The sequence below is a fragment of the Pseudomonas sp. NyZ480 genome, assembly GCF_029537255.1.
In the GTDB taxonomy this organism is placed as follows: Bacteria; Pseudomonadota; Gammaproteobacteria; order Pseudomonadales; family Pseudomonadaceae; genus Aquipseudomonas; species Aquipseudomonas taiwanensis.
Genome location: NZ_CP120626.1, coordinates 4,358,625 through 4,379,187, shown reverse-complemented (window position 1 = coordinate 4,379,187; position 20,563 = coordinate 4,358,625). Strand labels below are relative to the sequence as shown.

The 20,563-nt window shown below is 62.1% G+C and carries 25 protein-coding genes; 13 read left to right on the top strand and 12 right to left on the bottom strand.

Annotated features, from left to right (window positions below; all coding sequences use genetic code 11):
* Positions 1–22 precede the first annotated feature (22 nt).
* Positions 23–544, bottom strand: coding sequence for a ribosome biogenesis factor YjgA (gene yjgA / locus P3R38_RS20130; RefSeq protein WP_023382154.1), 522 nt, complete (start codon positions 542–544; stop codon positions 23–25).
* Positions 545–652: 108 nt separating this feature from the next.
* Between yjgA and pmbA the strand changes: the two genes are divergently transcribed.
* From pmbA to P3R38_RS20115, 3 genes are all read left to right on the top strand, one after another.
* The gene (gene pmbA, locus P3R38_RS20125; protein WP_023382153.1) at positions 653–1,999 is read left to right on the top strand and encodes a metalloprotease PmbA; all 1,347 of its coding nucleotides are present in this window, start codon (positions 653–655) and stop codon (positions 1,997–1,999) included.
* 161 nt (positions 2,000–2,160) lie between these two features.
* Positions 2,161–2,562: a hypothetical protein gene (locus P3R38_RS20120; protein ID WP_027906584.1), complete on the top strand. Its 402-nt coding sequence runs from the start codon at positions 2,161–2,163 to the stop codon at positions 2,560–2,562.
* Positions 2,555–3,931 (top strand): class II fumarate hydratase, encoded by a 1,377-nt coding sequence (locus P3R38_RS20115; protein WP_277686543.1) that lies wholly within the window; start codon positions 2,555–2,557, stop codon positions 3,929–3,931. The genes P3R38_RS20120 and P3R38_RS20115 overlap by 8 nt, the downstream gene beginning before the upstream one ends.
* Positions 3,932–4,072: 141 nt before the next feature.
* Here P3R38_RS20115 and P3R38_RS20110 read toward each other — a convergent pair whose 3' ends face one another.
* The 10 genes from P3R38_RS20110 to P3R38_RS20065 all read right to left on the bottom strand — a co-directional run bounded on the left by P3R38_RS20110 (position 4,073) and on the right by P3R38_RS20065 (position 11,083).
* Positions 4,073–4,345, bottom strand: coding sequence for an HPr family phosphocarrier protein (locus tag P3R38_RS20110; protein ID WP_023382150.1), 273 nt, complete (start codon positions 4,343–4,345; stop codon positions 4,073–4,075).
* 20 nt (positions 4,346–4,365) lie between these two features.
* Positions 4,366–5,220 (bottom strand): RNase adapter RapZ, encoded by an 855-nt coding sequence (rapZ, locus tag P3R38_RS20105; protein ID WP_023382149.1) that lies wholly within the window; start codon positions 5,218–5,220, stop codon positions 4,366–4,368.
* Positions 5,221–5,222: 2 nt separating this feature from the next.
* Positions 5,223–5,687: a PTS IIA-like nitrogen regulatory protein PtsN gene (gene ptsN / locus P3R38_RS20100; protein ID WP_023382148.1), complete on the bottom strand. Its 465-nt coding sequence runs from the start codon at positions 5,685–5,687 to the stop codon at positions 5,223–5,225.
* A 12-nt stretch (positions 5,688–5,699) separates the two neighbouring features.
* On the bottom strand, positions 5,700–6,008 hold the full coding sequence (gene raiA, locus P3R38_RS20095) for a ribosome-associated translation inhibitor RaiA (protein ID WP_023382147.1): 309 nt from the start codon (positions 6,006–6,008) through the stop codon (positions 5,700–5,702).
* Positions 6,009–6,086: 78 nt separating this feature from the next.
* Complete coding sequence (locus P3R38_RS20090; protein WP_023382146.1) at positions 6,087–7,580, bottom strand: RNA polymerase factor sigma-54; 1,494 nt, start codon at positions 7,578–7,580, stop codon at positions 6,087–6,089.
* Positions 7,581–7,752: 172 nt separating this feature from the next.
* A complete protein-coding gene (lptB, locus tag P3R38_RS20085) occupies positions 7,753–8,478 on the bottom strand; it encodes an LPS export ABC transporter ATP-binding protein (protein ID WP_003257916.1) in 726 nt (241 codons plus the stop codon).
* Entirely contained in the window at positions 8,479–9,003 is a 525-nt protein-coding gene (lptA, locus tag P3R38_RS20080; RefSeq protein WP_023382145.1) for a lipopolysaccharide transport periplasmic protein LptA, read from the bottom strand. It abuts the gene before it with no gap.
* A complete protein-coding gene (gene lptC, locus P3R38_RS20075; protein WP_277686542.1) occupies positions 8,990–9,562 on the bottom strand; it encodes an LPS export ABC transporter periplasmic protein LptC in 573 nt (190 codons plus the stop codon). The genes lptA and lptC overlap by 14 nt, the downstream gene beginning before the upstream one ends.
* Before the next feature lie 8 nt (positions 9,563–9,570).
* A complete protein-coding gene (locus P3R38_RS20070; protein ID WP_023382143.1) occupies positions 9,571–10,095 on the bottom strand; it encodes an HAD family hydrolase in 525 nt (174 codons plus the stop codon).
* A gap of 13 nt (positions 10,096–10,108) precedes the next feature.
* A complete protein-coding gene (locus P3R38_RS20065) occupies positions 10,109–11,083 on the bottom strand; it encodes a KpsF/GutQ family sugar-phosphate isomerase (RefSeq protein WP_023382142.1) in 975 nt (324 codons plus the stop codon).
* A gap of 248 nt (positions 11,084–11,331) precedes the next feature.
* Here P3R38_RS20065 and P3R38_RS20060 point away from each other — a divergent pair, with 248 nt between their 5' ends.
* The 10 genes from P3R38_RS20060 (at position 11,332) to hisC (ending at position 19,257) form a co-directional block, all read left to right on the top strand.
* Entirely contained in the window at positions 11,332–12,141 is an 810-nt protein-coding gene (locus P3R38_RS20060) for an ATP-binding cassette domain-containing protein (RefSeq protein ID WP_012270662.1), read from the top strand.
* Positions 12,141–12,938 (top strand): lipid asymmetry maintenance ABC transporter permease subunit MlaE, encoded by a 798-nt coding sequence (mlaE, locus tag P3R38_RS20055; protein ID WP_277686541.1) that lies wholly within the window; start codon positions 12,141–12,143, stop codon positions 12,936–12,938. Before P3R38_RS20060 ends, mlaE begins: the two co-directional genes overlap by 1 nt.
* Positions 12,938–13,423, top strand: a complete 486-nt coding sequence (gene mlaD, locus P3R38_RS20050) for an outer membrane lipid asymmetry maintenance protein MlaD (RefSeq protein ID WP_023382140.1) — start codon at positions 12,938–12,940, stop codon at positions 13,421–13,423. The genes mlaE and mlaD overlap by 1 nt, the downstream gene beginning before the upstream one ends.
* Before the next feature lie 9 nt (positions 13,424–13,432).
* Positions 13,433–14,080, top strand: coding sequence for an ABC transporter substrate-binding protein (locus P3R38_RS20045; RefSeq protein ID WP_023382139.1), 648 nt, complete (start codon positions 13,433–13,435; stop codon positions 14,078–14,080).
* Complete coding sequence (locus P3R38_RS20040) at positions 14,077–14,379, top strand: STAS domain-containing protein (protein WP_023382138.1); 303 nt, start codon at positions 14,077–14,079, stop codon at positions 14,377–14,379. The genes P3R38_RS20045 and P3R38_RS20040 overlap by 4 nt, the downstream gene beginning before the upstream one ends.
* Positions 14,380–14,498: 119 nt before the next feature.
* Positions 14,499–14,738 (top strand): BolA family protein, encoded by a 240-nt coding sequence (locus tag P3R38_RS20035; RefSeq protein ID WP_003255121.1) that lies wholly within the window; start codon positions 14,499–14,501, stop codon positions 14,736–14,738.
* 23 nt (positions 14,739–14,761) lie between these two features.
* Positions 14,762–16,027: a UDP-N-acetylglucosamine 1-carboxyvinyltransferase gene (gene murA, locus P3R38_RS20030; RefSeq protein WP_023382135.1), complete on the top strand. Its 1,266-nt coding sequence runs from the start codon at positions 14,762–14,764 to the stop codon at positions 16,025–16,027.
* Between the two features lie 93 nt (positions 16,028–16,120).
* A complete protein-coding gene (gene hisG / locus P3R38_RS20025; RefSeq protein ID WP_023382134.1) occupies positions 16,121–16,756 on the top strand; it encodes an ATP phosphoribosyltransferase in 636 nt (211 codons plus the stop codon).
* A 126-nt stretch (positions 16,757–16,882) separates the two neighbouring features.
* Positions 16,883–18,208, top strand: a complete 1,326-nt coding sequence (gene hisD, locus P3R38_RS20020) for a histidinol dehydrogenase (protein ID WP_023382133.1) — start codon at positions 16,883–16,885, stop codon at positions 18,206–18,208.
* Between the two features lie 2 nt (positions 18,209–18,210).
* Positions 18,211–19,257: a histidinol-phosphate transaminase gene (hisC, locus tag P3R38_RS20015; RefSeq protein ID WP_277686538.1), complete on the top strand. Its 1,047-nt coding sequence runs from the start codon at positions 18,211–18,213 to the stop codon at positions 19,255–19,257.
* A 100-nt stretch (positions 19,258–19,357) separates the two neighbouring features.
* Here hisC and P3R38_RS20010 read toward each other — a convergent pair whose 3' ends face one another.
* Complete coding sequence (locus P3R38_RS20010; protein WP_277686537.1) at positions 19,358–20,515, bottom strand: alkaline phosphatase family protein; 1,158 nt, start codon at positions 20,513–20,515, stop codon at positions 19,358–19,360.
* Positions 20,516–20,563: the final 48 nt, after the last annotated feature.

The window sequence follows — 20,563 nt, the reverse complement described above, 5'->3', positions numbered from 1 at the left end:
CCCTGGGAGCGGTGCGTCGGACTCAACGCAGGCCGCGCTGGATCTCGTCGAGGTCGCGGATGTACTTGAACACCTTGCGTGCAGCGGCCGGCGGCTTGTTCCGCGCCTTTTCGTGCTGGGCATGACGGATCAGCGAGCGCAGTTGCTGACGGTCGGTATCGGGGTATTCGTTGACGAAGCGCTCGAGGTCTTCGTCGTTACCGTCGATCAAACGATCGCGCCAGCGCTCAAGGTTGTGGAATCGCTCGTTGTACTGGCGGGTCGAGCTGTCGATCTGTTCGAGCAAGGCGTGGATGGCGTCCAGGTCCTGCACGCGCATCAGCTTGCCGACGAACGACATGTGGCGTTTACGTGCGCCGTGCGCCGTGTGCTTGCTGGCTTCGGCCAGGGCCTTGCGCAACTCGTCGGTCAACGGCAGGCGCGCCAGTGTATCGGCCTTGAGCGTGGTTAGGCGCTCGCCGAGTTCGACCAATGCATGCAGCTCGCGCTTGATCTGGGTTTTGCTTTTTTCGCCGTCGAAGGCGTCGTCGTATGAATCAACCATGGTGGCAGTCCGCTAGAAATCGCCGCCATGATAACCAGTCGGGGGCCGCTTGTCCGGCCCGGTCGTAGAATGACCCTTGCCGAACGCAGAATTTGAGTGGAGATAACCATGAGTGCAGTCCAGAGCGTAGGCCCCAAGAACCTGCCGGCATTGCAGGAGCAGGTCGAAGCGATCATCGCCGAGGCCAAGCGGCAGGGTGCCAGTGCCTGCGAGGTGGCCGTATCGCTGGAGCAGGGGTTGTCCACCAGCGTGCGCCAGCGTGAGGTGGAGACGGTCGAGTTCAACCGCGACCAAGGCTTCGGTATCACCCTTTATGTCGGCCAGCGCAAAGGCTCGGCCAGTACCTCGGCAAGCGGCCAGGATGCGATCCGCGAGACAGTGGCAGCCGCCTTGGCAATCGCCAGGCACACCTCCGAGGACGAGTGCGCGGGCCTGGCCGACGCGGCGCTGATGGCGCGTGAGATCCCGGACCTGGACCTCTACCATGACTGGGACATCGAGCCGGAGCAAGCCATTGAGATGGCGTTGACCTGCGAAGCCGCGGCATTCGAGGCCGATCCCCGCATTCTCAATGCCGATGGCACTACCCTCAACACGCACCAAGGCTGCCGCGTGTACGGCAACAGCCATGGTTTCATCGGTGGTTACGCGTCCACTCGGCACAGTCTGAGCTGCGTGATGATTGCCGAGGGTGACGGTCAGATGCAGCGGGACTACTGGTACGACGTGAATCGCCAGGGCAACCTGCTGGCCGACCCACGTAGTATCGGCCAGCGTGCGGCCAAGCGAGCCGCCAGCCGCCTTGGTGCGCGACCGGTACCCACGTGCGAGGTGCCGGTACTGTTTTCTGCGGAGCTGGCCGGTGGCCTGTTCGGCAGCTTCCTTTCGGCCATTTCCGGGGGCAACCTGTACCGCAAGTCATCGTTCCTCGACGGTGCCTTGGGGCAGCGCCTGTTCCCTACCTGGCTGACCCTCGACGAGCGTCCGCACATTCCCCGGGCCTTGGGCAGTGCCGCGTTCGACGGCGATGGCCTGGCCACCTATGCCAAGCCGTTCGTCGAAAAAGGCGAGCTGGTGTCGTACCTGCTGGGCACCTATTCTGGTCGCAAACTGGGCCTGCCGAGCACGGCCAACGCTGGAGGCGTGCATAACCTGTACGTGACCCATGGTGTCGAGGACCAGGCCGCGTTGATCCGCCGCATGGGCCGTGGCCTGCTGGTCACCGAGCTGATGGGCCATGGGCTGAACATGGTGACTGGCGATTATTCCCGCGGCGCAGCCGGTTTCTGGGTCGAGAATGGCGAGATCCAGCACGCGGTGCAGGAAGTAACCATTGCCGGCAACATGAAGGACATGTTCCAGCAGATTGTCGCGATTGGCAGCGATCTCGAAACCCGCAGCAACATTCATACAGGGTCGGTGTTGATCGAGCGGATGACTGTGGCAGGTAGCTGATCTTTCACCTGCATCGGCCTGTTCGCGGGTTGATCCGTGAACAGGCTGTGCAAGCGGCACAGTAACCCGGCCCTATGCCGGGTTTCTTGTTTAGTCATTCCCTGCTTGAAGTGACATTGCTTATCAATTAATAATGAATATCATTATCCAGTAACTCGGCGATGATGTTCATGAAACCCGTCCTGCGCGAACTGCCCTACCTGGAAAACTGGCGTTGGCTCAGCCGACGCATCCGTTGCGCCCTCGAGCCCGACGAGCCGCGCCTGATAGAGCACTACCTGGCCGAAGGCCGTTATCTGGTGTGCTGTACCGAAACGTCGGCCTGGACGGTGGCGTTGACCTCCTTCCGTCTCCTGCGGGATACCGCCTGTGATCGCATGCTGCCCTGGCATTGGCGCTGCCTGTGCCTGGACCAGGCCTGGCGCCCGCTGTTGGACCTGCGCAACCTCGATCGCCGCGAACAGAACCAACGCTGGCAGCCCTACGCCCTACAATTGGCGAACTGCGTGCTGCTGCCTTCGATTTCTCCCGATGAACTGATGCAAGGATTTGAAGATGAGTGATACCCGTATCGAGCGTGACAGCATGGGCGAACTCCAGGTGCCGGCCCAGGCCCTGTACGGTGCCCAGACCCAACGCGCGGTCGACAATTTCCCGATCAGCGGTCAGCGCATGTCCGCCCAGTTCATCCGTGCATTGCTGCTGGCAAAGGCTGCGGCGGCCAAGGCCAATATCGAGCTCGAGCAACTGAGCGTCGCGCAGGGCCAGGCCATCGTCACGGCAGTCGAGCAGTTGTTGGCCGGTGACTTCATCCAGCACTTCCCGGTAGATGTCTACCAGACCGGCTCGGGTACCAGCTCCAATATGAACGCCAACGAGGTGATCGCCACCTTGGCCAGCCGTGTGCTCGGAGCGCCGGTCAATGCCAACGATCACGTCAATTGCGGCCAGAGCAGCAACGACATCATCCCGACCACCCTCCATGTCAGTGCCGCCTTGGCCTTGCATGGCCAACTGCTGCCTGCGCTGGACCATTTGGTGCAGGTGATCGAAGCGAAGTCGCTGCAAGTCCATCAGTTCGTCAAGACCGGTCGTACCCACCTTATGGATGCCATGCCGGTGCGCATGAGCCAGGTGCTCGATGGCTGGGCGGCTCAGATCAGCGGCGCGCGGGGCCATATCGAGGCGACGTTGCCCAGCTTGCAGGCCCTGGCCCAGGGGGGCACGGCCGTCGGTACCGGAATCAACGCCCACCCACGGTTCGCGGCCTGCTTCGCCCACCACTTGAGTGACCTGAGCCAGGTTCCGTTCACGCCTGGGCAGAACCTGTTCGCGCTGATCGGCTCGCAGGACACCGCAGTAGCGCTTTCAGGCCAGCTCAAGACCACCGCCGTTGCGTTGATGAAAATCGCCAATGACCTGCGCTGGATGAACTCCGGACCGTTGGCCGGTCTGGGGGAGATCGAGCTGCAAGCACTGCAGCCTGGGTCGTCGATCATGCCGGGCAAGGTCAACCCGGTGATTCCAGAAGCCACCGCCATGGTTGCCGCGCAGGTGATCGGCAACGACGCGACCATCGCCGTGGCCGGTCAGTCGGGCAACTTCGAGCTGAACGTCATGTTGCCGGTGATTGCCCGCAACCTGCTGGAGAGCATCGAGCTGATGGCCAATGCCAGCCGCCTGCTGGCCGACAAGGCCATTGCCAGCTTCAAGGTCAATGAAGGCAAGCTCAAGGAGGCCTTGGCGCGCAATCCGATCCTGGTGACCGCACTGAACCCGATCATTGGCTACCTCAAGGCCGCCGAGATCGCCAAGACCGCGTACAAGCAGGGTCGCCCGATCATCGACGTGGCGCTGGAGCACACCGACTTGTCGCGTGATCAGCTCGAAGCGCTGCTGGATCCTGAAAAACTGACTGCCGGTGGTATCTGATCTTGCGCCTGTGCGGCGTATAGCGAGCAAGGCTCGCTCCTACAGACCCTCGCGATCGGGGTAGGAGCGAGCTTTGCTCGCGAGGCGTCGCGCAGGCGCTCGATCTCACAATCGCGGAGACACTGTGTCGAGCCCCGGCGATTACTCGCCTTCGTCGAAATAGTTGTTGATCAGCGCTACCAGCGCTTCCATGGCTTCATCATCCTGCTCGCCCTCGGTGAGCAGATGCACCTGGGTGCCTTTGCCCGCCGCCAGCATCATCACGGCCATGATGCTCTTGCCGTCCACCATCTTGTCCGGAGCTCGGCCGACCCTGACCTGGCAGGGGAATCGACCGGCCACGCCGACGAACTTGGCTGCCGCCCGGGCATGCAGACCCAGCTTGTTGATGATGGTTATTTCGCGGGCGGGCATCGTGGTGCGGATCCTGTGGGCTATAGGTCGCGGTGGCGGACCTGGACGTTTTTCAAAGATTGCTGCAGCAACTGGCCGAGACGTTCGGTCAGGTACACAGAGCGGTGGTGGCCACCGGTGCAACCAATGGCAATGGTGACGTAGGCGCGGTTGCTGGCGGCGAAGCGGGGTAACCACTTGAGCAGGTAGCTGGAGATATCGTTGAACATCTCTTCGACATCCGGCTGGGCAGCCAGGTAGTCGATAACCGGTTGATCGAGGCCGGAATGTTCGCGCAGCTCTGGCTTCCAGTAAGGATTAGGCAGGCAGCGCACATCGAACACCAGGTCGGCGTCGACCGGCATGCCGCGCTTGAAACCGAACGATTCGACCAGGAATGCCGTTCCAGGTTCAGGCTGGTTGAGCAGGCGCAGCTTGATCGAGTCGCGTAGTTGGTACAGGTTGAGGTTGGTGGTGTCGATCTTGAGGTCGGCCAGATCGGAAATCGGCCCTAGCAGCTCGCTTTCGACACGGATCGCCTCGGCCAGCGAACGGTTGGCATTGGTCAGCGGATGGCGTCGCCGGGTCTCCGAGAAGCGTTTGAGCAGCGTTTCTTCATCAGCGTCCAGAAACAGGACATCGCACTGGATGTGCCTGCCACGAGCTTCTTCGAGCAACTCGGGAAACCGCGTCAGGTGGCTGGGCAGGTTGCGGGCATCGATGGAGACAGCAACCTTGGGCTGCTGCAACTCGGTGTTGATCAGCGCGTTCTCCGCCAACTGCGGCAGCAGCCCGGCGGGGAGGTTGTCGATGCAGTAGTAGCCGTTGTCTTCCAGCACATCAAGGGCGGTACTCTTGCCCGAACCGGAGCGGCCGCTGACGATGATCAGGCGCATGTTCAGTGCTCGTTCTGTACGTCCAGGACTACCTGGAACAGGGCCTCGCTGCTGTCGGCGGCACGCAGGCGATCGCGGACCTCCTTGCGATCGAGCATGCTGGCGATCTGGCGCAGCAGTTCAAGGTGGGCATCGGTGGCCGCTTCGGGGACCAGCAGGACGAACAGCAGGTCTACCGGTGCGCCATCAATGGCGTCGTAGTCGATAGGGGCATCCAGATGCAGCAGTGCGCTGACAGGTGCCGTGCAGCCTTCGAGTCGGCAGTGGGGGATGGCAATACCGTTGCCGAAACCGGTCGAGCCGAGCTTTTCACGACCGACCAGTTTTTCGAAGACGTCTTGCATCTCCAGTTCTGGAACTTGTTCGGCAATCAGTGTGGCGACCTTCTCGAGGGCGCGCTTTTTACTGCCTCCCGGCACGTTCACGAGGGAACGGCCGGGGGTCAGGATGGTTTCAAGTCGGATCATGGATGAGGGGGATCAGCGGGCGGCTGCACCTTGCAGCAGGCTTTGCTGTTTTTCCTTGTGTTTTTTCAGTTGGCGGTCGAGCTTGTCGGCCATGGCGTCGATCGCTGCATACATGTCTTCGTGTTCCGCGTTTGCGACCACTTCGCCACCAGGAATCTGCAGGGTCGCTTCGACCTTCTGTTGCAGCTTCTCGACTTTCAGGATGACCTGCACGTTGGTGATCTTGTCGAAGTGACCCTCCACGCGCTTAAGCTTTTGCTCTACGTATTCGCGCAGAGGGGAGGTGACTTCTACATGGTGTCCACTGATGTTGACTTGCATACAGCTTCTCCTTTGTTGCCCGTGCATAAAGAGGCAGGTATTGCACCTGCCCCGCAAACGCTGTGGCACATTCAGGGGCTACATCAGTCGCTTGCGCTCGCTCGACGGCGCGATGCCGAGGGACTCGCGGTACTTGGCGACGGTGCGACGGGCTACCTGAATGCCTTGTGCCTCCAGTAAACCAGCGATCTTGCTGTCACTCAATGGCTTTTTCTGATTTTCCGCCGCAACCAGTTTCTTGATGATCGCGCGGATCGCCGTAGACGAGCATTCTCCGCCTTCGGAGGTGCTCACATGGCTGGAGAAAAAGTATTTCAGTTCGTAGATGCCGCGCGGCGTGTGCATGTATTTCTGGGTGGTTACCCGGGAAATGGTCGACTCGTGCATGCCCACCGCTTCGGCGATGTCGTGCAGGACCAACGGCTTCATCGCTTCGTCGCCGTGGTCGAGGAAACCGCGCTGGTGTTCGACGATCTGGGTGGCGACCTTCATCAGGGTCTCATTGCGGCTTTGCAGGCTCTTGATGAACCAACGCGCCTCTTGCAGCTGATTGCGCATGAAGGTGTTGTCGGCGCTGGTGTCGGCACGGCGGACGAAACCGGCATACTGCGGATTGACCCGCAGCCGTGGGATCGCCTCCTGGTTCAGCTCGACCAGCCAGCGGTCGTTGTCCTTGCGCACGATCACGTCGGGGACCACATACTCCGGCTCACTGGATTCGATCTGCGAGCCCGGTCGTGGGTTGAGGCTCTGTACCAGTTCGATGACCTGGCGCAGTTCGTCTTCCTTGAGCTTCATGCGGCGCATCAGCTGGCTGTAGTCGCGGCTGCCGAGCAGGTCGATGAAATCGACCACCAGGCGCTTGGCTTCGCTCATCCACGGCGTGCTGGCGGGCAGTTGGCGCAGTTGCAGCAGCAGGCACTCGCCAAGATTGCGAGCGCCCACCCCGGCAGGCTCGAATTGCTGGATGCGGTGCAGGACGGCTTCGACCTCGTCCAGCTCGATGTCCAGCTCGGGGTCGAAGCCCTCGCAGATTTCTTCGAGGGTATCCTCGAGGTAGCCCTGGTCGTTGATGCTGTCGATCAGGGTCACGGCGATCAGGCGGTCGGTGTCGGACATCGGCGCCAGGTTCAGTTGCCACAGCAGGTGGCTCTGCAGGCTCTCGCCCGCGGAGGTGCGGGTGGTGAAGTCCCACTCGTCATCATCGTTGCTGGGCAGGCTGCTGGCACTGGTCTGGTAGATATCTTCCCACGCGGTGTCGACGGGAAGCTCGTTGGGAATGCGCTCGTTCCACTCACCGTCTTCCAGGTTCTCGGCGCTTGGTGCGCTTTCCTGGAAACTGTTGTCCTGAACTTCGGCGACCGGTTTGTTCTCGGCGTTGTCCGCCATCGGGTCGCTGTTGTCGAAGTCGTCGCCGTCTTCCTGACGTTCGAGCATCGGATTGGACTCCAGCGCTTCCTGGATTTCCTGCTGGAGGTCCAGGGTAGAGAGCTGAAGCAGGCGGATGGCCTGTTGCAACTGCGGTGTCATCGTCAGTTGCTGGCCCATTTTTAGGACGAGCGATGGTTTCATGGCTGGGGCTAAATACCTTGTTCGCCGGCGCGCATGCGCCATCCACTACACGAGGGCGCCGGAGCGCCAAATCAAGCAAGTTTTATGCCTTAAATTGTAGCGTTTGCCTAGAGCGCTGTAACAACTTAAGCCTCGATGAGGCGGGATTGCCAGTGCTCCAGGCGCGCCGGGGTCAGAGTCGGAACTCGTGACCCAGGTAAACTTCCTTGACCAGATCGTTGGCCAGGATGGTCTCGGCATCGCCCTCGGCGATCAGTCGACCATCGTTGACGATGTACGCGGTTTCGCAGATGTCCAGGGTCTCGCGGACGTTGTGGTCGGTGATCAGTACACCGATGCCCTTGGCCTTGAGGTGGTGGATGATCTGCTTGATGTCGCCTACGGAAATCGGGTCGACACCGGCGAAAGGTTCGTCCAGCAGGATGAACTTCGGCGCGGTCGCCAGGGCCCGGGCGATTTCCACGCGGCGACGCTCGCCGCCGGACAGGCTCATGCCGAGGTTGTCGCGGATGTGGCTGATGTGGAATTCCTGCAGCAGGCTTTCCAGCTCCTTGCGACGGCCATCGCGGTCCAGGTCCTTGCGGGTCTCGAGAATCGCCATGATGTTGTCGGCCACCGACAGCTTGCGGAAGATCGAGGCCTCCTGGGGCAGGTAACCGATACCGGCGCGGGCGCGACCGTGCATCGGCTGGTGGCTGACATCGAGGTTGTCGATGAGCACGCGGCCCTGGTCGGCCTGGACCAGGCCTACGATCATGTAGAAGCACGTGGTCTTGCCGGCGCCGTTGGGGCCGAGCAGGCCGACGATCTGGCCGCTGTCGATCGACAGGCTGACGTCGCGTACGACTTGCCGCCCCTTGTAGCTCTTGGCCAGGTGCTGGGCTTTGAGGGTTGCCATTTACTCGGCCTTCTTCTTCGGCTGGATCACCATGTCGATACGCTGACGCGGTGCAGTCACGTTGCCACCTCGGCCCGCGGTCGCAACCTGGGTCTTGGTGTTGTAGACGATCTTCTCGCCTTCGGTGGTGTTGCCTTCGTTCTCGACCTTGGCGCGGTCGGTGAGGATCACCATGTCTTTCTGCGCCTGGTACTGAATGGTCACGGCCCAGCCTTTCATCTTGTCGGGCTTGGCGGCGCTCTGCTGCTGCTCGAAGTAGGCCAGGTTGCCAACCGAAGTCACCACGTCGATGTCGCCCGACTGGGCGCGAGTGATGGTCACGGTGTTGCCTTTGATCATCATCGAACCTTGGGTGATGATCACATCGCCGGTGTAGGTCGCCACGCCTTGCTTGTCGTCCAGGTGAGCGTTGTCGGCCTGGATGCGGATCGGCTGGTCACGGTCGTTCGGCAGGGCGAAGGCGCTCGCGCTTCCCAGTGCTGCGCTCAGGCTGAGCAAAAGGGGGAGGGTTTTAACGAGCCTCATACTGTCCTCTTACGTTAGAGAGCAGGTCCATCCTGCCTTCTTTCAAATACGCTTTCATTCCTTTGCCCGTAGTTGTGCCACCGGCGCCGTCGATTCTAACGGCTTGCTCGGTCTGCGCATATTGCTTCTGCGGGAACACGGTCATGCGTGAGCTGGTAATGATGGTTTCGCGCTGCTTCTCGTCGGTACGGGCAACGCGAACCTGGTCGATCAGTTCGACCTCGGTGCCATCCGGGTTGACCTCGGCGCGCGCACTCTGCACGTGCCAGGGGAACTCGGTGCCGCGGTACAGGTGCAGGTCAGGCTTGGTCACCAGGGTGACTTCGCTGGCGGTCAGGTGCTCGACCTTGTCGGCGGTCATTTCGTACTGCAGCTTGCCGTCGGGCAGAAACTGCAGGCTATGGGCATTGATCGCATAGTAGTCGATCGCGCTCTCGTCCACCTGGGCCGCAGGCTTGTCGAGGAAACTCTCCGGGCTGACGTTCCAGTAGCTGATTGCCACCAGCAGGGCGGCAATGACCGCGAGCAGCGCGATGGTGCGGGCTTTCTTGCTGAACATGGGCGGCTCTACAGGTAATTTGCGTTGGCAGCGTCCAGGGTGCCCTGGGCCTGCATGATCAGTTCACAGAACTCGCGGGCGGCGCCTTCGCCGCCGCGTGCCTGGGTCACGCCATGGGCGTGCTGGCGAACGAACGGTGCGGCGCTGGCCACCGCCATGCCCAGGCCCACCCGGCGAATCACGGGGAGGTCGGGCAGGTCGTCGCCCAGGTAGGCGACCTGTTCATAGCTTAGGCCCAGTTCGGCGAGCAGGCCGTCGAGCACCACCAGTTTGTCTTCCCGGCCTTGGTACAGATGCGGGATGCCCAGGTTCCTGGCCCGACGCTCGACCACTGGCGTCTTGCGTCCGCTGATGATGGCCGTGGTCACGCCCGTGGCCATGAGCATCTTGATGCCCTGGCCATCGAGGGTGTTGAAGGTCTTGAACTCACTGCCGTCTTCGAGGAAGTACAGGCGGCCGTCGGTGAGGACGCCGTCGACGTCGAAGACGGCCAGCTTGATGGCCTTGCCGCGTTGCATGAGGTCTTGGTTCATGTCCATGCTCTCCTTACATGACCCCGGCGCGCAGCAGGTCGTGCATGTTCAGGGCGCCGGTCGGGCGGTCGTTCTGGTCGACTACCACCAATGCACTGATCTTGTGGTCTTCCATGATTTTCAGGGCTTCGGCGGCCAGCATTTCGGCGCGAGCGGTCTTGCCATGCACGGTCATCACCTGGTCGATCAGGGTGGTGTGCACGTCGATGTTGCGATCCAGGCTGCGGCGCAGGTCGCCGTCGGTGAAGATCCCGGCCAGCTTGCCATCCGGCTCGAGGATCACGGTCATGCCCAGGCCTTTGCGCGACATTTCCAGCAGCGCGTCCTTGAGCAGGGTGCCACGCTGGACCTTCGGCAGGTCATCGCCCGAGTGCATCACGTTCTCGACTTTCAGCAGCAGGCGACGGCCCAAGGCGCCACCGGGGTGCGAGAAGGCGAAATCCTCGGCGGTGAAACCGCGGGCTTCGAGCAGCGCGATGGCCAAGGCATCGCCCAGCACCAGTGCGGCGGTGGTCGAGGATGTGGGCGCCAGGTTCAGCGGGCAGGCTTCCTGGGCGACGCTGGCGTCGAGGTTGACCTCGGCGGCCTGCGCCAGGGGCGAGTCCGGGTTACCGGTGAGGCTGATCATCTGGATGCCCAGGCGCTTGATCAACGGCAGCAGGGTAATGATTTCGGCGGTGCTGCCGGAGTTGGACAGGGCGAGAATGACATCGTCGCGGGTGATCATGCCCATGTCGCCATGGCTGGCTTCGGCAGGGTGCACGAAAAATGCCGGCGTGCCGGTGCTGGCCAAGGTGGCGGCGATCTTGTTGCCGATGTGCCCCGACTTGCCCATGCCGACCACGACGACCCGGCCCTTGCTCGCCAGGATCAGTTCGCAAGCCTTGACGAAATTGGCGTCGATGCGGGCCATCAGGCTCTGGACGGCTTCGAGTTCAAGGCGCAGGGTGCGCTGGGCGGATTGGATCAGCTCGCTGGATTGGCTCATGTTCGGAAAGCAATGCCTGATGAAAAGGCGGCGATTATAGCCGCAATGGAAGAAACCCTCATCCTTTCCATCGTCCTATCGAATGTCATGAAAGTCTGTCCCTGGGCTGAACGAGTCAAGGCATGGCCTTGGGGCAGCCCTGTCAGCGGTGATATAGTTTCCCGCTATTCGGCCCGCCAGGGGCGCTTGTGCCTTCAAGAAGGAGGCCGGCGTCCATTAGGACGAGGTTGCACTAGCAAGGAGTCTAGATGAGTGTGGATAGCGCCTACGCGGTCGAGTTGAAGGGCGTCACCTTCAAGCGCGGTTCGCGCAGCATTTTCAGCAATGTCGACATACGCATTCCGCGCGGCAAGGTCACCGGCATCATGGGGCCATCGGGTTGCGGCAAGACCACATTGCTGCGCCTGATGGGCGCGCAGTTGCGTCCTTCCAGTGGAGAAGTCTGGGTGGCCGGGCAGAACCTGCCTACGCTGTCCCGAAGCGACCTGTTCGATGCGCGCAAGCAAATGGGGGTGCTGTTCCAGAGCGGCGCCTTGTTCACCGACCTCGACGTGTTCGAGAATGTCGCATTCCCGCTGCGTGTGCATACCCAGCTGTCCGACGAAATGATTCGTGACATCGTGTTGATGAAGCTTCAGGCCGTCGGCCTGCGCGGCGCCATCGACCTGATGCCGGACGAACTGTCGGGTGGCATGAAGCGCCGCGTGGCGCTGGCCCGCGCGATTGCGCTGGATCCGCAGATCCTGATGTACGACGAGCCCTTCGTCGGCCAGGACCCAATCGCCATGGGCGTATTGGTGCGGCTGATCCGCCTGCTCAACGATGCGCTGGGTATCACCAGCATCGTCGTTTCCCACGATCTGGCCGAAACCGCCAGCATCGCTGACTACATCTATGTGGTCGGTGATGGGCAGGTACTGGGGCAGGGCACTCCGGACGAACTGATGGGCTCCGACAATCCACGCATCCGCCAGTTCATGAAGGGTGACCCGGACGGTCCGGTGCCATTCCACTTTCCCGCGCCTGACTACCGCGCCGATCTGCTGGGGGCGCGTTGATGCGCAGAAAATCCTTACTCGAACGTATCCGTCTGTTCGGTCGCTCGGCGATCGACGTGCTGGCGGTGCTGGGGCGTTCCTGCCTGTTCCTGTTCCACGCACTGGTAGGGCGTGGGGGTATCGGTGGCGGCTTCCAGCTGCTGACCAAGCAGTTGTATTTGGTCGGCGTGCTGTCGCTGGCGATCATCGTCGTTTCCGGTGTGTTCATCGGCATGGTGCTGGCGCTGCAGGGCTACAGCATCCTGACCAAGTACGGTTCCGAGCAGGCGGTGGGGCAGATGGTCGCGCTGACCTTGCTGCGTGAGCTCGGCCCGGTGGTGACTGCGCTGCTGTTCGCCGGTCGCGCAGGCTCGGCGCTGACCGCCGAAATCGGCAACATGAAGTCCACCGAGCAACTGTCGAGCCTGGAAATGATCGGTGTCGACCCGCTCAAGTACATCGTCGCGCCGCGCCTGTGGGCCGGCTTCATCTCGTTGCCGATGCTGGCGTTGATCTTCAGCGTGGTCGGTATCTGGGGTGGGTCCTGGGTCGCCGTCGACTGGCTGGGTGTCTACGAGGGCTCGTTCTGGGCCAACATGCAGAACAGTGTTTCCTTTACCGACGACGTGCTCAACGGGCTGATCAAGAGCCTGGTGTTCGCCTTCGTCGTCACCTGGATCGCCGTATTCCAGGGGTACGACTGTGAGCCCACCTCAGAAGGGATCAGCCGTGCCACCACCAAGACCGTGGTCTATGCCTCGCTGGCTGTCCTGGGTCTGGACTTTATTCTGACCGCCTTGATGTTTGGAGATTTCTGATGCAAAACCGCACCCTGGAAATCGGTGTCGGCCTGTTCCTTCTGGCCGGGATCCTGGCGCTGCTGCTGCTGGCCCTGCGTGTCAGCGGGTTGTCGGCCAGCCCGAGCAGCGATACCTATAAAGTTTATGCCTACTTCGACAATATCGCCGGTTTGACTGTCAGAGCTAAGGTGACCATGGCCGGGGTAACCATCGGCAAGGTCACCGCCATCGACCTGGACCGTGATTCCTACACCGGTCGGGTGACGCTGCAGCTGGACAAGAATGTCGACAACCTGCCTGTCGACTCCACTGCGTCGATCCTGACCGCTGGTCTGCTTGGCGAGAAGTACATCGGCATCAGCGTGGGCGGTGAGGAAGACGTGCTCAAGGATGGCGCCACCATCCATGACACCCAGTCCGCACTGGTGCTCGAAGATCTGATTGGCAAGTTCCTGCTCAACTCCGTTGGCAAGGAACCGAAAGAAGCGCAACCGGCTAATTAAGGAGTTTCCATGATTTCGATTCTGCGACGTGGCCTGCTGGTCCTGCTGGCGGCCTTCCCCCTGCTGACCTTCGCTGCGCAGTCGCCGCGTGACGTGGTTCAAGGCACTACCACCGAGCTATTGAGCGACCTCAAGGCCAACAAAGAACAGTACAAGACCAACCCGAATGCCTTCTACGATGCGCTCAACCGCATCCTGGGCCCGGTGGTGGACGCTGACGGCATCTCCAAAAGCATCATGACCGTCAAGTATTCGCGCAAGGCCACGCCGGAGCAAATGCAGCGCTTCCAGGAGAACTTCAAGCGCAGCCTGATGCAGTTCTATGGCAATGCACTGCTTGAGTACAACAACCAAGGCATCACCGTCGACCCGGCCAAGCCTGATGATGGCAAGCGCGCCAGCGTCGGCATGAAGGTCACCGGCAACAACGGTGCCGTGTACCCCGTGCAGTACACCCTGGAGAACCTTGGCGGCGAGTGGAAAGTACGTAACGTTATCGTCAACGGCATCAACATCGGCAAGCTGTTCCGCGACCAGTTCGCCGACGCCATGCAGCGCAACGGCAACGACCTGGACAAGACCATCAATGGCTGGGCCGGTGAAGTGGCCAAGGCCAAGGAGGCCGCCGACAACTCTCCTGACAAGGAAGTGAAATGAGCGAGACCGGCGTGAGCATGGCCGAGCCTGGCGTTCTGCGCCTGGCTGGGGTGCTGGATTACCGCAGCGGCCCGGCTTTGCGCAAGCAGGGCCAGGCGCTGATCGCGGCATGTCGCGAAACGCACGTGGTGTTGGATTGCACGGCGGTCAGCAAGTCTTCCAGTGTCGGTCTGTCGCTGCTGCTGGGCTTCATGCGCGATGCCCAGGCCGGCGGCAAACGCTGGGAAGTGCGCGGCATGCCCGACGACATGCGCGAAATTGCCGGCGTCTACGATCTGGATGAGGTGCTGGCGAGCTGAACGCTCGTCGGTGAAGGTGGGCCCCTCGGTCAGCACATGCCCTTTATGGGCTTCGCAGGCGAGGGGCTTTTTTGTATGATGGCCGACCCGCGCGCATCGGGCGCCGATTGAGGTTGAGCATGCAGGCCGTAGAAGTTAAAAGCTTCCTTGAAGAGAAATTGCCGGGATCCCGGGTCGAAGTTGAAGGCGAAGGCTGCAACTTCCAGTTGAACGTGATCAGCGATGAGTTGGCTGGCCTGAGCCCGGTCAAGCGTCAGCAGGCGATCTATGCTCACCTGAATCCCTGGATCGCCAATGGCAGCATCCATGCGGTAACCATGAAATTTTTCAGCAGCGCAGCCTGGGCTGAGCGCACCTGAGCCAACTTGGCGGCGAGATTCCAATGGACAAACTGATTATTACTGGCGGCGCTCGTCTCGACGGCGAGATCCGCATTTCGGGCGCGAAGAACGCGGCCCTGCCGATTCTGTCGGCCACCCTGCTGGCCGATGGCCCGGTGACCGTGGGCAACCTGCCACACCTGCACGACATCACCACCATGATCGAGCTGTTCGGTCGCATGGGCATCGAGCCTGTGATCGACGAAAAGCTGTCGGTCGAGATCGATCCACGCACCATCAAGACCCTGGTAGCGCCCTACGAGCTGGTCAAGACCATGCGGGCGTCGATCCTCGTGCTTGGCCCGATGGTCGCCCGCTTCGGTGAGGCCGAAGTCGCCCTGCCGGGCGGTTGCGCCATCGGTTCGCGTCCGGTGGACCTGCACATCCGTGGCCTGGAGGCCATGGGCGCGAAAATCGAAGTCGAAGGCGGCTATATCAAGGCCAAGGCGCCAGAAGGCGGCCTGCGTGGCGCACACTTCTTCTTCGATACCGTCAGCGTGACCGGTACCGAAAACATCATGATGGCCGCTGCCCTGGCCAAGGGCCGCAGCGTGCTGCAGAACGCCGCGCGTGAGCCTGAGGTGGTCGACCTGGCCAACTTCATCAATGCCATGGGCGGCAAGATCCAGGGCGCCGGTACCGATACCATCACCATCGATGGCGTCGAGCGCCTGGGTTCGGCCAACTACCGCGTCATGCCCGACCGTATCGAAACCGGTACCTACCTGGTCGCTGCTGCCGTGACCGGTGGTCGCGTCAAGGTCAAGGACACCGATCCGACCATCCTTGAAGCGGTGCTGGAAAAGCTCAAGGAAGCCGGCGCCGACATCACCACCGGTGAAGACTGGATCGAGCTGGACATGCACGGCAAGCGGCCGAAAGCCGTGAACCTGCGTACCGCGCCGTACCCAGCGTTCCCGACCGACATGCAGGCGCAGTTCATCTCGCTCAATGCCATTGCCGAGGGCACCGGCGCCGTGATCGAGACGATCTTCGAGAACCGCTTCATGCACGTGTACGAAATGCACCGCATGGGCGCGCAGATCCAGGTCGAAGGCAACACCGCCATCGTCACCGGTGTACCTGTACTCAAGGGCGCCCCGGTCATGGCCACCGACCTGCGTGCATCGGCCAGCCTGGTGCTGTCGGCGCTGGTCGCCGAAGGCGATACCCTGATCGACCGCATCTACCACATCGACCGTGGTTACGAGTGCATCGAAGAAAAACTGCAGATGCTCGGCGCGAAAATCCGCCGCGTACCGGGCTAGTCGCCCGCTGGCGCAGGGACGCGCCATTCGAATTGAATGCGGTCGGGCGAAACACGCCCGGCCGGCAGTAGCCGCTTAAGGACCGACGTTCCAATGCTGACCATCGCGCTTTCCAAAGGCCGTATTCTCGACGATACCCTGCCGTTGCTGGCCGAGGCCGGTATCGTGCCGACCGAGAATCCGGACAAGAGCCGCAAGCTGATCATTCCCACCACGCAGGACGATGTGCGCCTGCTGATCGTGCGTGCCACCGACGTGCCGACCTATGTCGAGCATGGCGCCGCCGACCTGGGCGTGGCCGGCAAGGACGTGCTGATGGAGTACGGCGGCCAGGGCCTGTACGAGCCGCTGGACCTGCAGATTGCCCGCTGCAAGCTGATGACCGCGGGTGTCGTCGGTGCGCCGGAGCCCAAGGGGCGCCTGCGTGTGGCCACCAAGTTCGTCAACGTAGCCAAGCGTTACTACGCCGAACAGGGCCGTCAGGTCGACATCATCAAGCTGTACGGCTCCATGGAGCTGGCACCGCTGATCAACCTGGCCGACAAGATCATCGACGTGGTCGACACCGGTAACACCCTGCGGGCCAACGGCCTGGAGCCTCAGGAACTGATCGCCACGATCAGCTCGCGCCTGGTCGTCAACAAAGCCTCCATGAAGATGCAGCACGCCCGCATCCAGAGCTTGATCGACACCCTGCGCCAAGCCGTCGAATCGCGACACCGCGGCTGACTTCTGCGCGCGACCTCCGCTGTCGCGCCCGTCTATCCGCGTCATAGCCATTTTTCTCGGGTGCCCGCGCGGATGGACTGGTAGCCTAGGGCGCCTGAGCATTCGCTAACAATCGAGGCCCTCGCCATGACCGTGTCCACTGCAATTGCCCGTCTCAACGCTGCTGATCCGGATTTCGCCCGACATCTGGATCATCTGCTGAGCTGGGAAAGCGTGTCCGATGATGCGGTCAACCAGCGTGTGCTCGACATCATCAAGGCCGTGCGCGAACGCGGCGATGCGGCGCTGGTGGAGTTCACCCAGCGCTTCGATGGTGTGGATGCCAAGCGCATCGACGACCTGATTCTCGGCCGTGAACGCCTCGAACTGGCGTTGACCCGCATTACTCCCGCCCAGCGCGAAGCCCTGGAGAAGGCCGCCAGCCGCGTGCGCCTTTACCATGAACGGCAGAAACAGGACTCCTGGCAGTACACGGAGGCCGATGGCACGGTGCTTGGCCAGAAAGTGACCCCGCTGGACCGCGCCGGCCTGTATGTACCCGGAGGCAAGGCGTCCTATCCATCCTCGGTGCTGATGAACGCCATCCCGGCCAAGGTCGCAGGCGTGGGCGAGGTGGTGATGGTGGTACCGACCCCGCGTGGCGAGGTCAATGAGCTGGTCCTGGCAGCCGCGTGCATCGCGGGTGTCGACCGGGTCTTCACCGTCGGGGGGGCCCAGGCGGTCGCGGCCCTGGCCTATGGCACCGAAAGCGTGCCGCAGGTGGACAAGATCGTCGGTCCGGGCAACATCTACGTGGCCACCGCCAAGCGTCATGTGTTCGGCCAGGTGGGCATCGACATGATCGCCGGCCCGTCGGAGATTCTCGTGGTGTGCGACGGCCAGACCGACCCGGACTGGATCGCCATGGACCTGTTCTCCCAGGCCGAGCACGACGAAGACGCCCAGGCCATCCTGGTCAGCCCGGATGCCGCCTTCCTCGATCGTGTTGCCGCCAGCATCGACAAGCTGATGCCGACCATGGAGCGCGCCGAGATCATCGAGAAGTCGATCAATGGCCGCGGTGCCTTGGTCCAGGTGCGCGACATGCAGCAGGCCATCGAAGTGGCCAACCGCATCGCCCCAGAGCACCTGGAACTGTCGGTCGCCGACCCCCAGGCATGGCTGCCACAGATCCGCCACGCTGGCGCGATCTTCATGGGTCGTCACACCAGCGAAGCGCTGGGCGATTACTGCGCCGGCCCCAACCACGTGTTGCCCACCTCCGGCACCGCCCGCTTTTCCTCGCCGCTGGGCGTTTATGACTTCCAGAAGCGTTCGTCGATCATCTTCTGCTCCGAGCAGGGCGCATCCGAGCTGGGGCGAACCGCCTCGGTCCTGGCCCGTGGCGAGTCGCTGACCGCCCACGCCCGCAGCGCTGAATACCGTATCCTGACCCAAGACAAGGGGAACTGAGCATGAGTCGATTCTGGAGCCCCTTCGTCAAGGACCTGGTGCCTTACGTCCCGGGCGAGCAGCCTAAGCTGGCCAGACTGGTCAAGCTGAACACCAACGAGAACCCCTACGGTCCGTCGCCCAAGGCACTGGAAGCCATGCGCGGTGAACTCAGCGACAACTTGCGTCTGTACCCGGATCCGAACAGTGACCGGCTCAAGCAGGCGGTCGCCGATTACTACGCCGTGACGCCGCAGCAGGTGTTCGTCGGCAACGGCTCGGACGAGGTGCTGGCGCACATTTTCCACGGCCTGTTCCAGCACGGCGCGCCGTTGCTGTTCCCGGATGTCAGCTACAGCTTCTACCCCGTGTACTGCGGCCTGTACGGCATCGCGTTCGAACAGGTGCCGCTGAATGAGCAGTTCCAGATTCGCGTCGCGGACTATGCCAAGCCCAATGCCGGCATCATCTTCCCCAACCCCAATGCGCCGACCGGCTGCCTGATGCCGCTTGAGCAGGTCGAGCAACTGCTGCAGGCCAACCGTGATTCGGTGGTCGTGGTCGATGAGGCCTACATCGATTTCGGTGGCGAAACCGCGATCAAGCTGGTGGACCGCTACGACAACCTGCTGGTGACCCAGACCCTGTCGAAGTCGCGCTCGTTGGCCGGTTTGCGCGTGGGCCTGGCTGTGGGGCACCCGGACCTGATCGAGGCCTTGGAGCGGATCAAGAACAGTTTCAACTCCTATCCCCTCGACCGCATGGCCATCGTTGGCGCGGCTGCGGCCTTCGAGGACCGGGCTTACTTCGAGGAAACCTGCCGCAAGGTGATCGACAGCCGCCAGGCACTGGTCGAACAACTTACGGCCAAGGGCTTCGAAGTGCTGCCGTCGGCCGCCAACTTCATCTTCGCCCGCCACCCGCAGCAGGATGCGGCGCAGTTGGCGGCGCGGCTGCGTGAGCAGGGCGTGATCGTGCGTCATTTCAAGCAGGCGCGCATTGCCCAGTTCCTGCGCATCACCATCGGCACGCCGGAAATGAACCAGGCGTTGCTCGATGCGCTGAATTGAGCCGGTAGTCCACTCGCCGGCAAGCCAGCTCCCGCAGGCACTGTGCTGATCTCCAAGGTCGGTACGGTTTCTGTGGGAGCCGGCTTGCCGGCGTTTGCTTTCAAGGGGCAATGGTCGGCTTGTTGCGCACAGCCACCGGTATTCCATCCAGCACCAGGACGTAGTCGTTGGCCTGGCGCATGCCTTGCGGGTCGATCCATTGCTGAACGCTCGCCTGTACGTGAGCGGCCAATTGGCCATTGCGGTAGATGACAACCATCTGCTGTGATGAACTGTTCCACAGCAGCTTGGACTCACTTTCCCTTACCCTTGCCTTGCGCACTCCCGTGTCGCCCAGCAACGGCGTGCCATCGAGTTTCCAGTCGGGTAGCACGTCGAGCCCCATGTGCCGCAGCACCGTGGGCACCACCGACGTTTGAGCGGCAAAGCTGTACAGATTGTTCGGCCCGGGGTGGTCTTGCGCAGTGCTGGGCTCGGTCAGTTCTACGTTCAGCGGTTTGTTGCTGGCGATGAACACAGTCTTTTCCTGCTCGCTCACGCCGCCGTGACCCGTGCCCCAATAGTCCCGGCCATGGTCGGTGCTGACGACCACCAGCCAATCTTCCAGCGGATGCTTGTGGCGTCGCTCGTCCAGTTTGTCCAGCAGGCGGCCCAGACGGCTGTCCGCATTCTGCAGGGCTTGCTGGTAGCGGGCGCCGAAGCCGTGGTCGTGACCGACCTGGTCAGGCTCATCCAGCTGGATGAAAGTGAAATCCGCCGGAGTGCTGTCGAGGATTGCCAGGGTACGCTCGATAACTTGCTCGTCGGTCAACCCGCTTTCGCGCACATCGTTGCCCTGGGCATCTTCCAGCAGGAACGCGGTGTTGATGGGCGACCAGTTCACAATGCTGGAAAGGTAGGCGTGGGGCAGGGCCTGTCTGAGCCGTCGGAACAGGCTTGGGTAGGCCGGGTCGAGCCTCAGTGACGGCTCGTTGGACACCACGCCGTGCTTGCTCGCCCAGACGCCGGTCAGCAGTGTCATCCACCCTGGGCCGCTGAGGGTTGCCTGCTCGCTCGCACGGCCAGTGATGCCTCCGCTATACGCCTTGCCGTAGTGCAGACGCCGCTTGAGGTTGGTGTCTTCTCCCAGTTGCTCGTAACGCTGCAACTGGACACCGTCCAGGCCAACGATCAGCGTCTTGGGTTGAGCGGCCTTTGGCGACAGGTCGCAGCCGGCCAAAAGCAGGCACAGAAGCAGGGGCCATCGGTGAAACGGCATCGGTACATGTCCTCCAGCGCAACGCGCCAAGCGTTGCAACAACGCGGG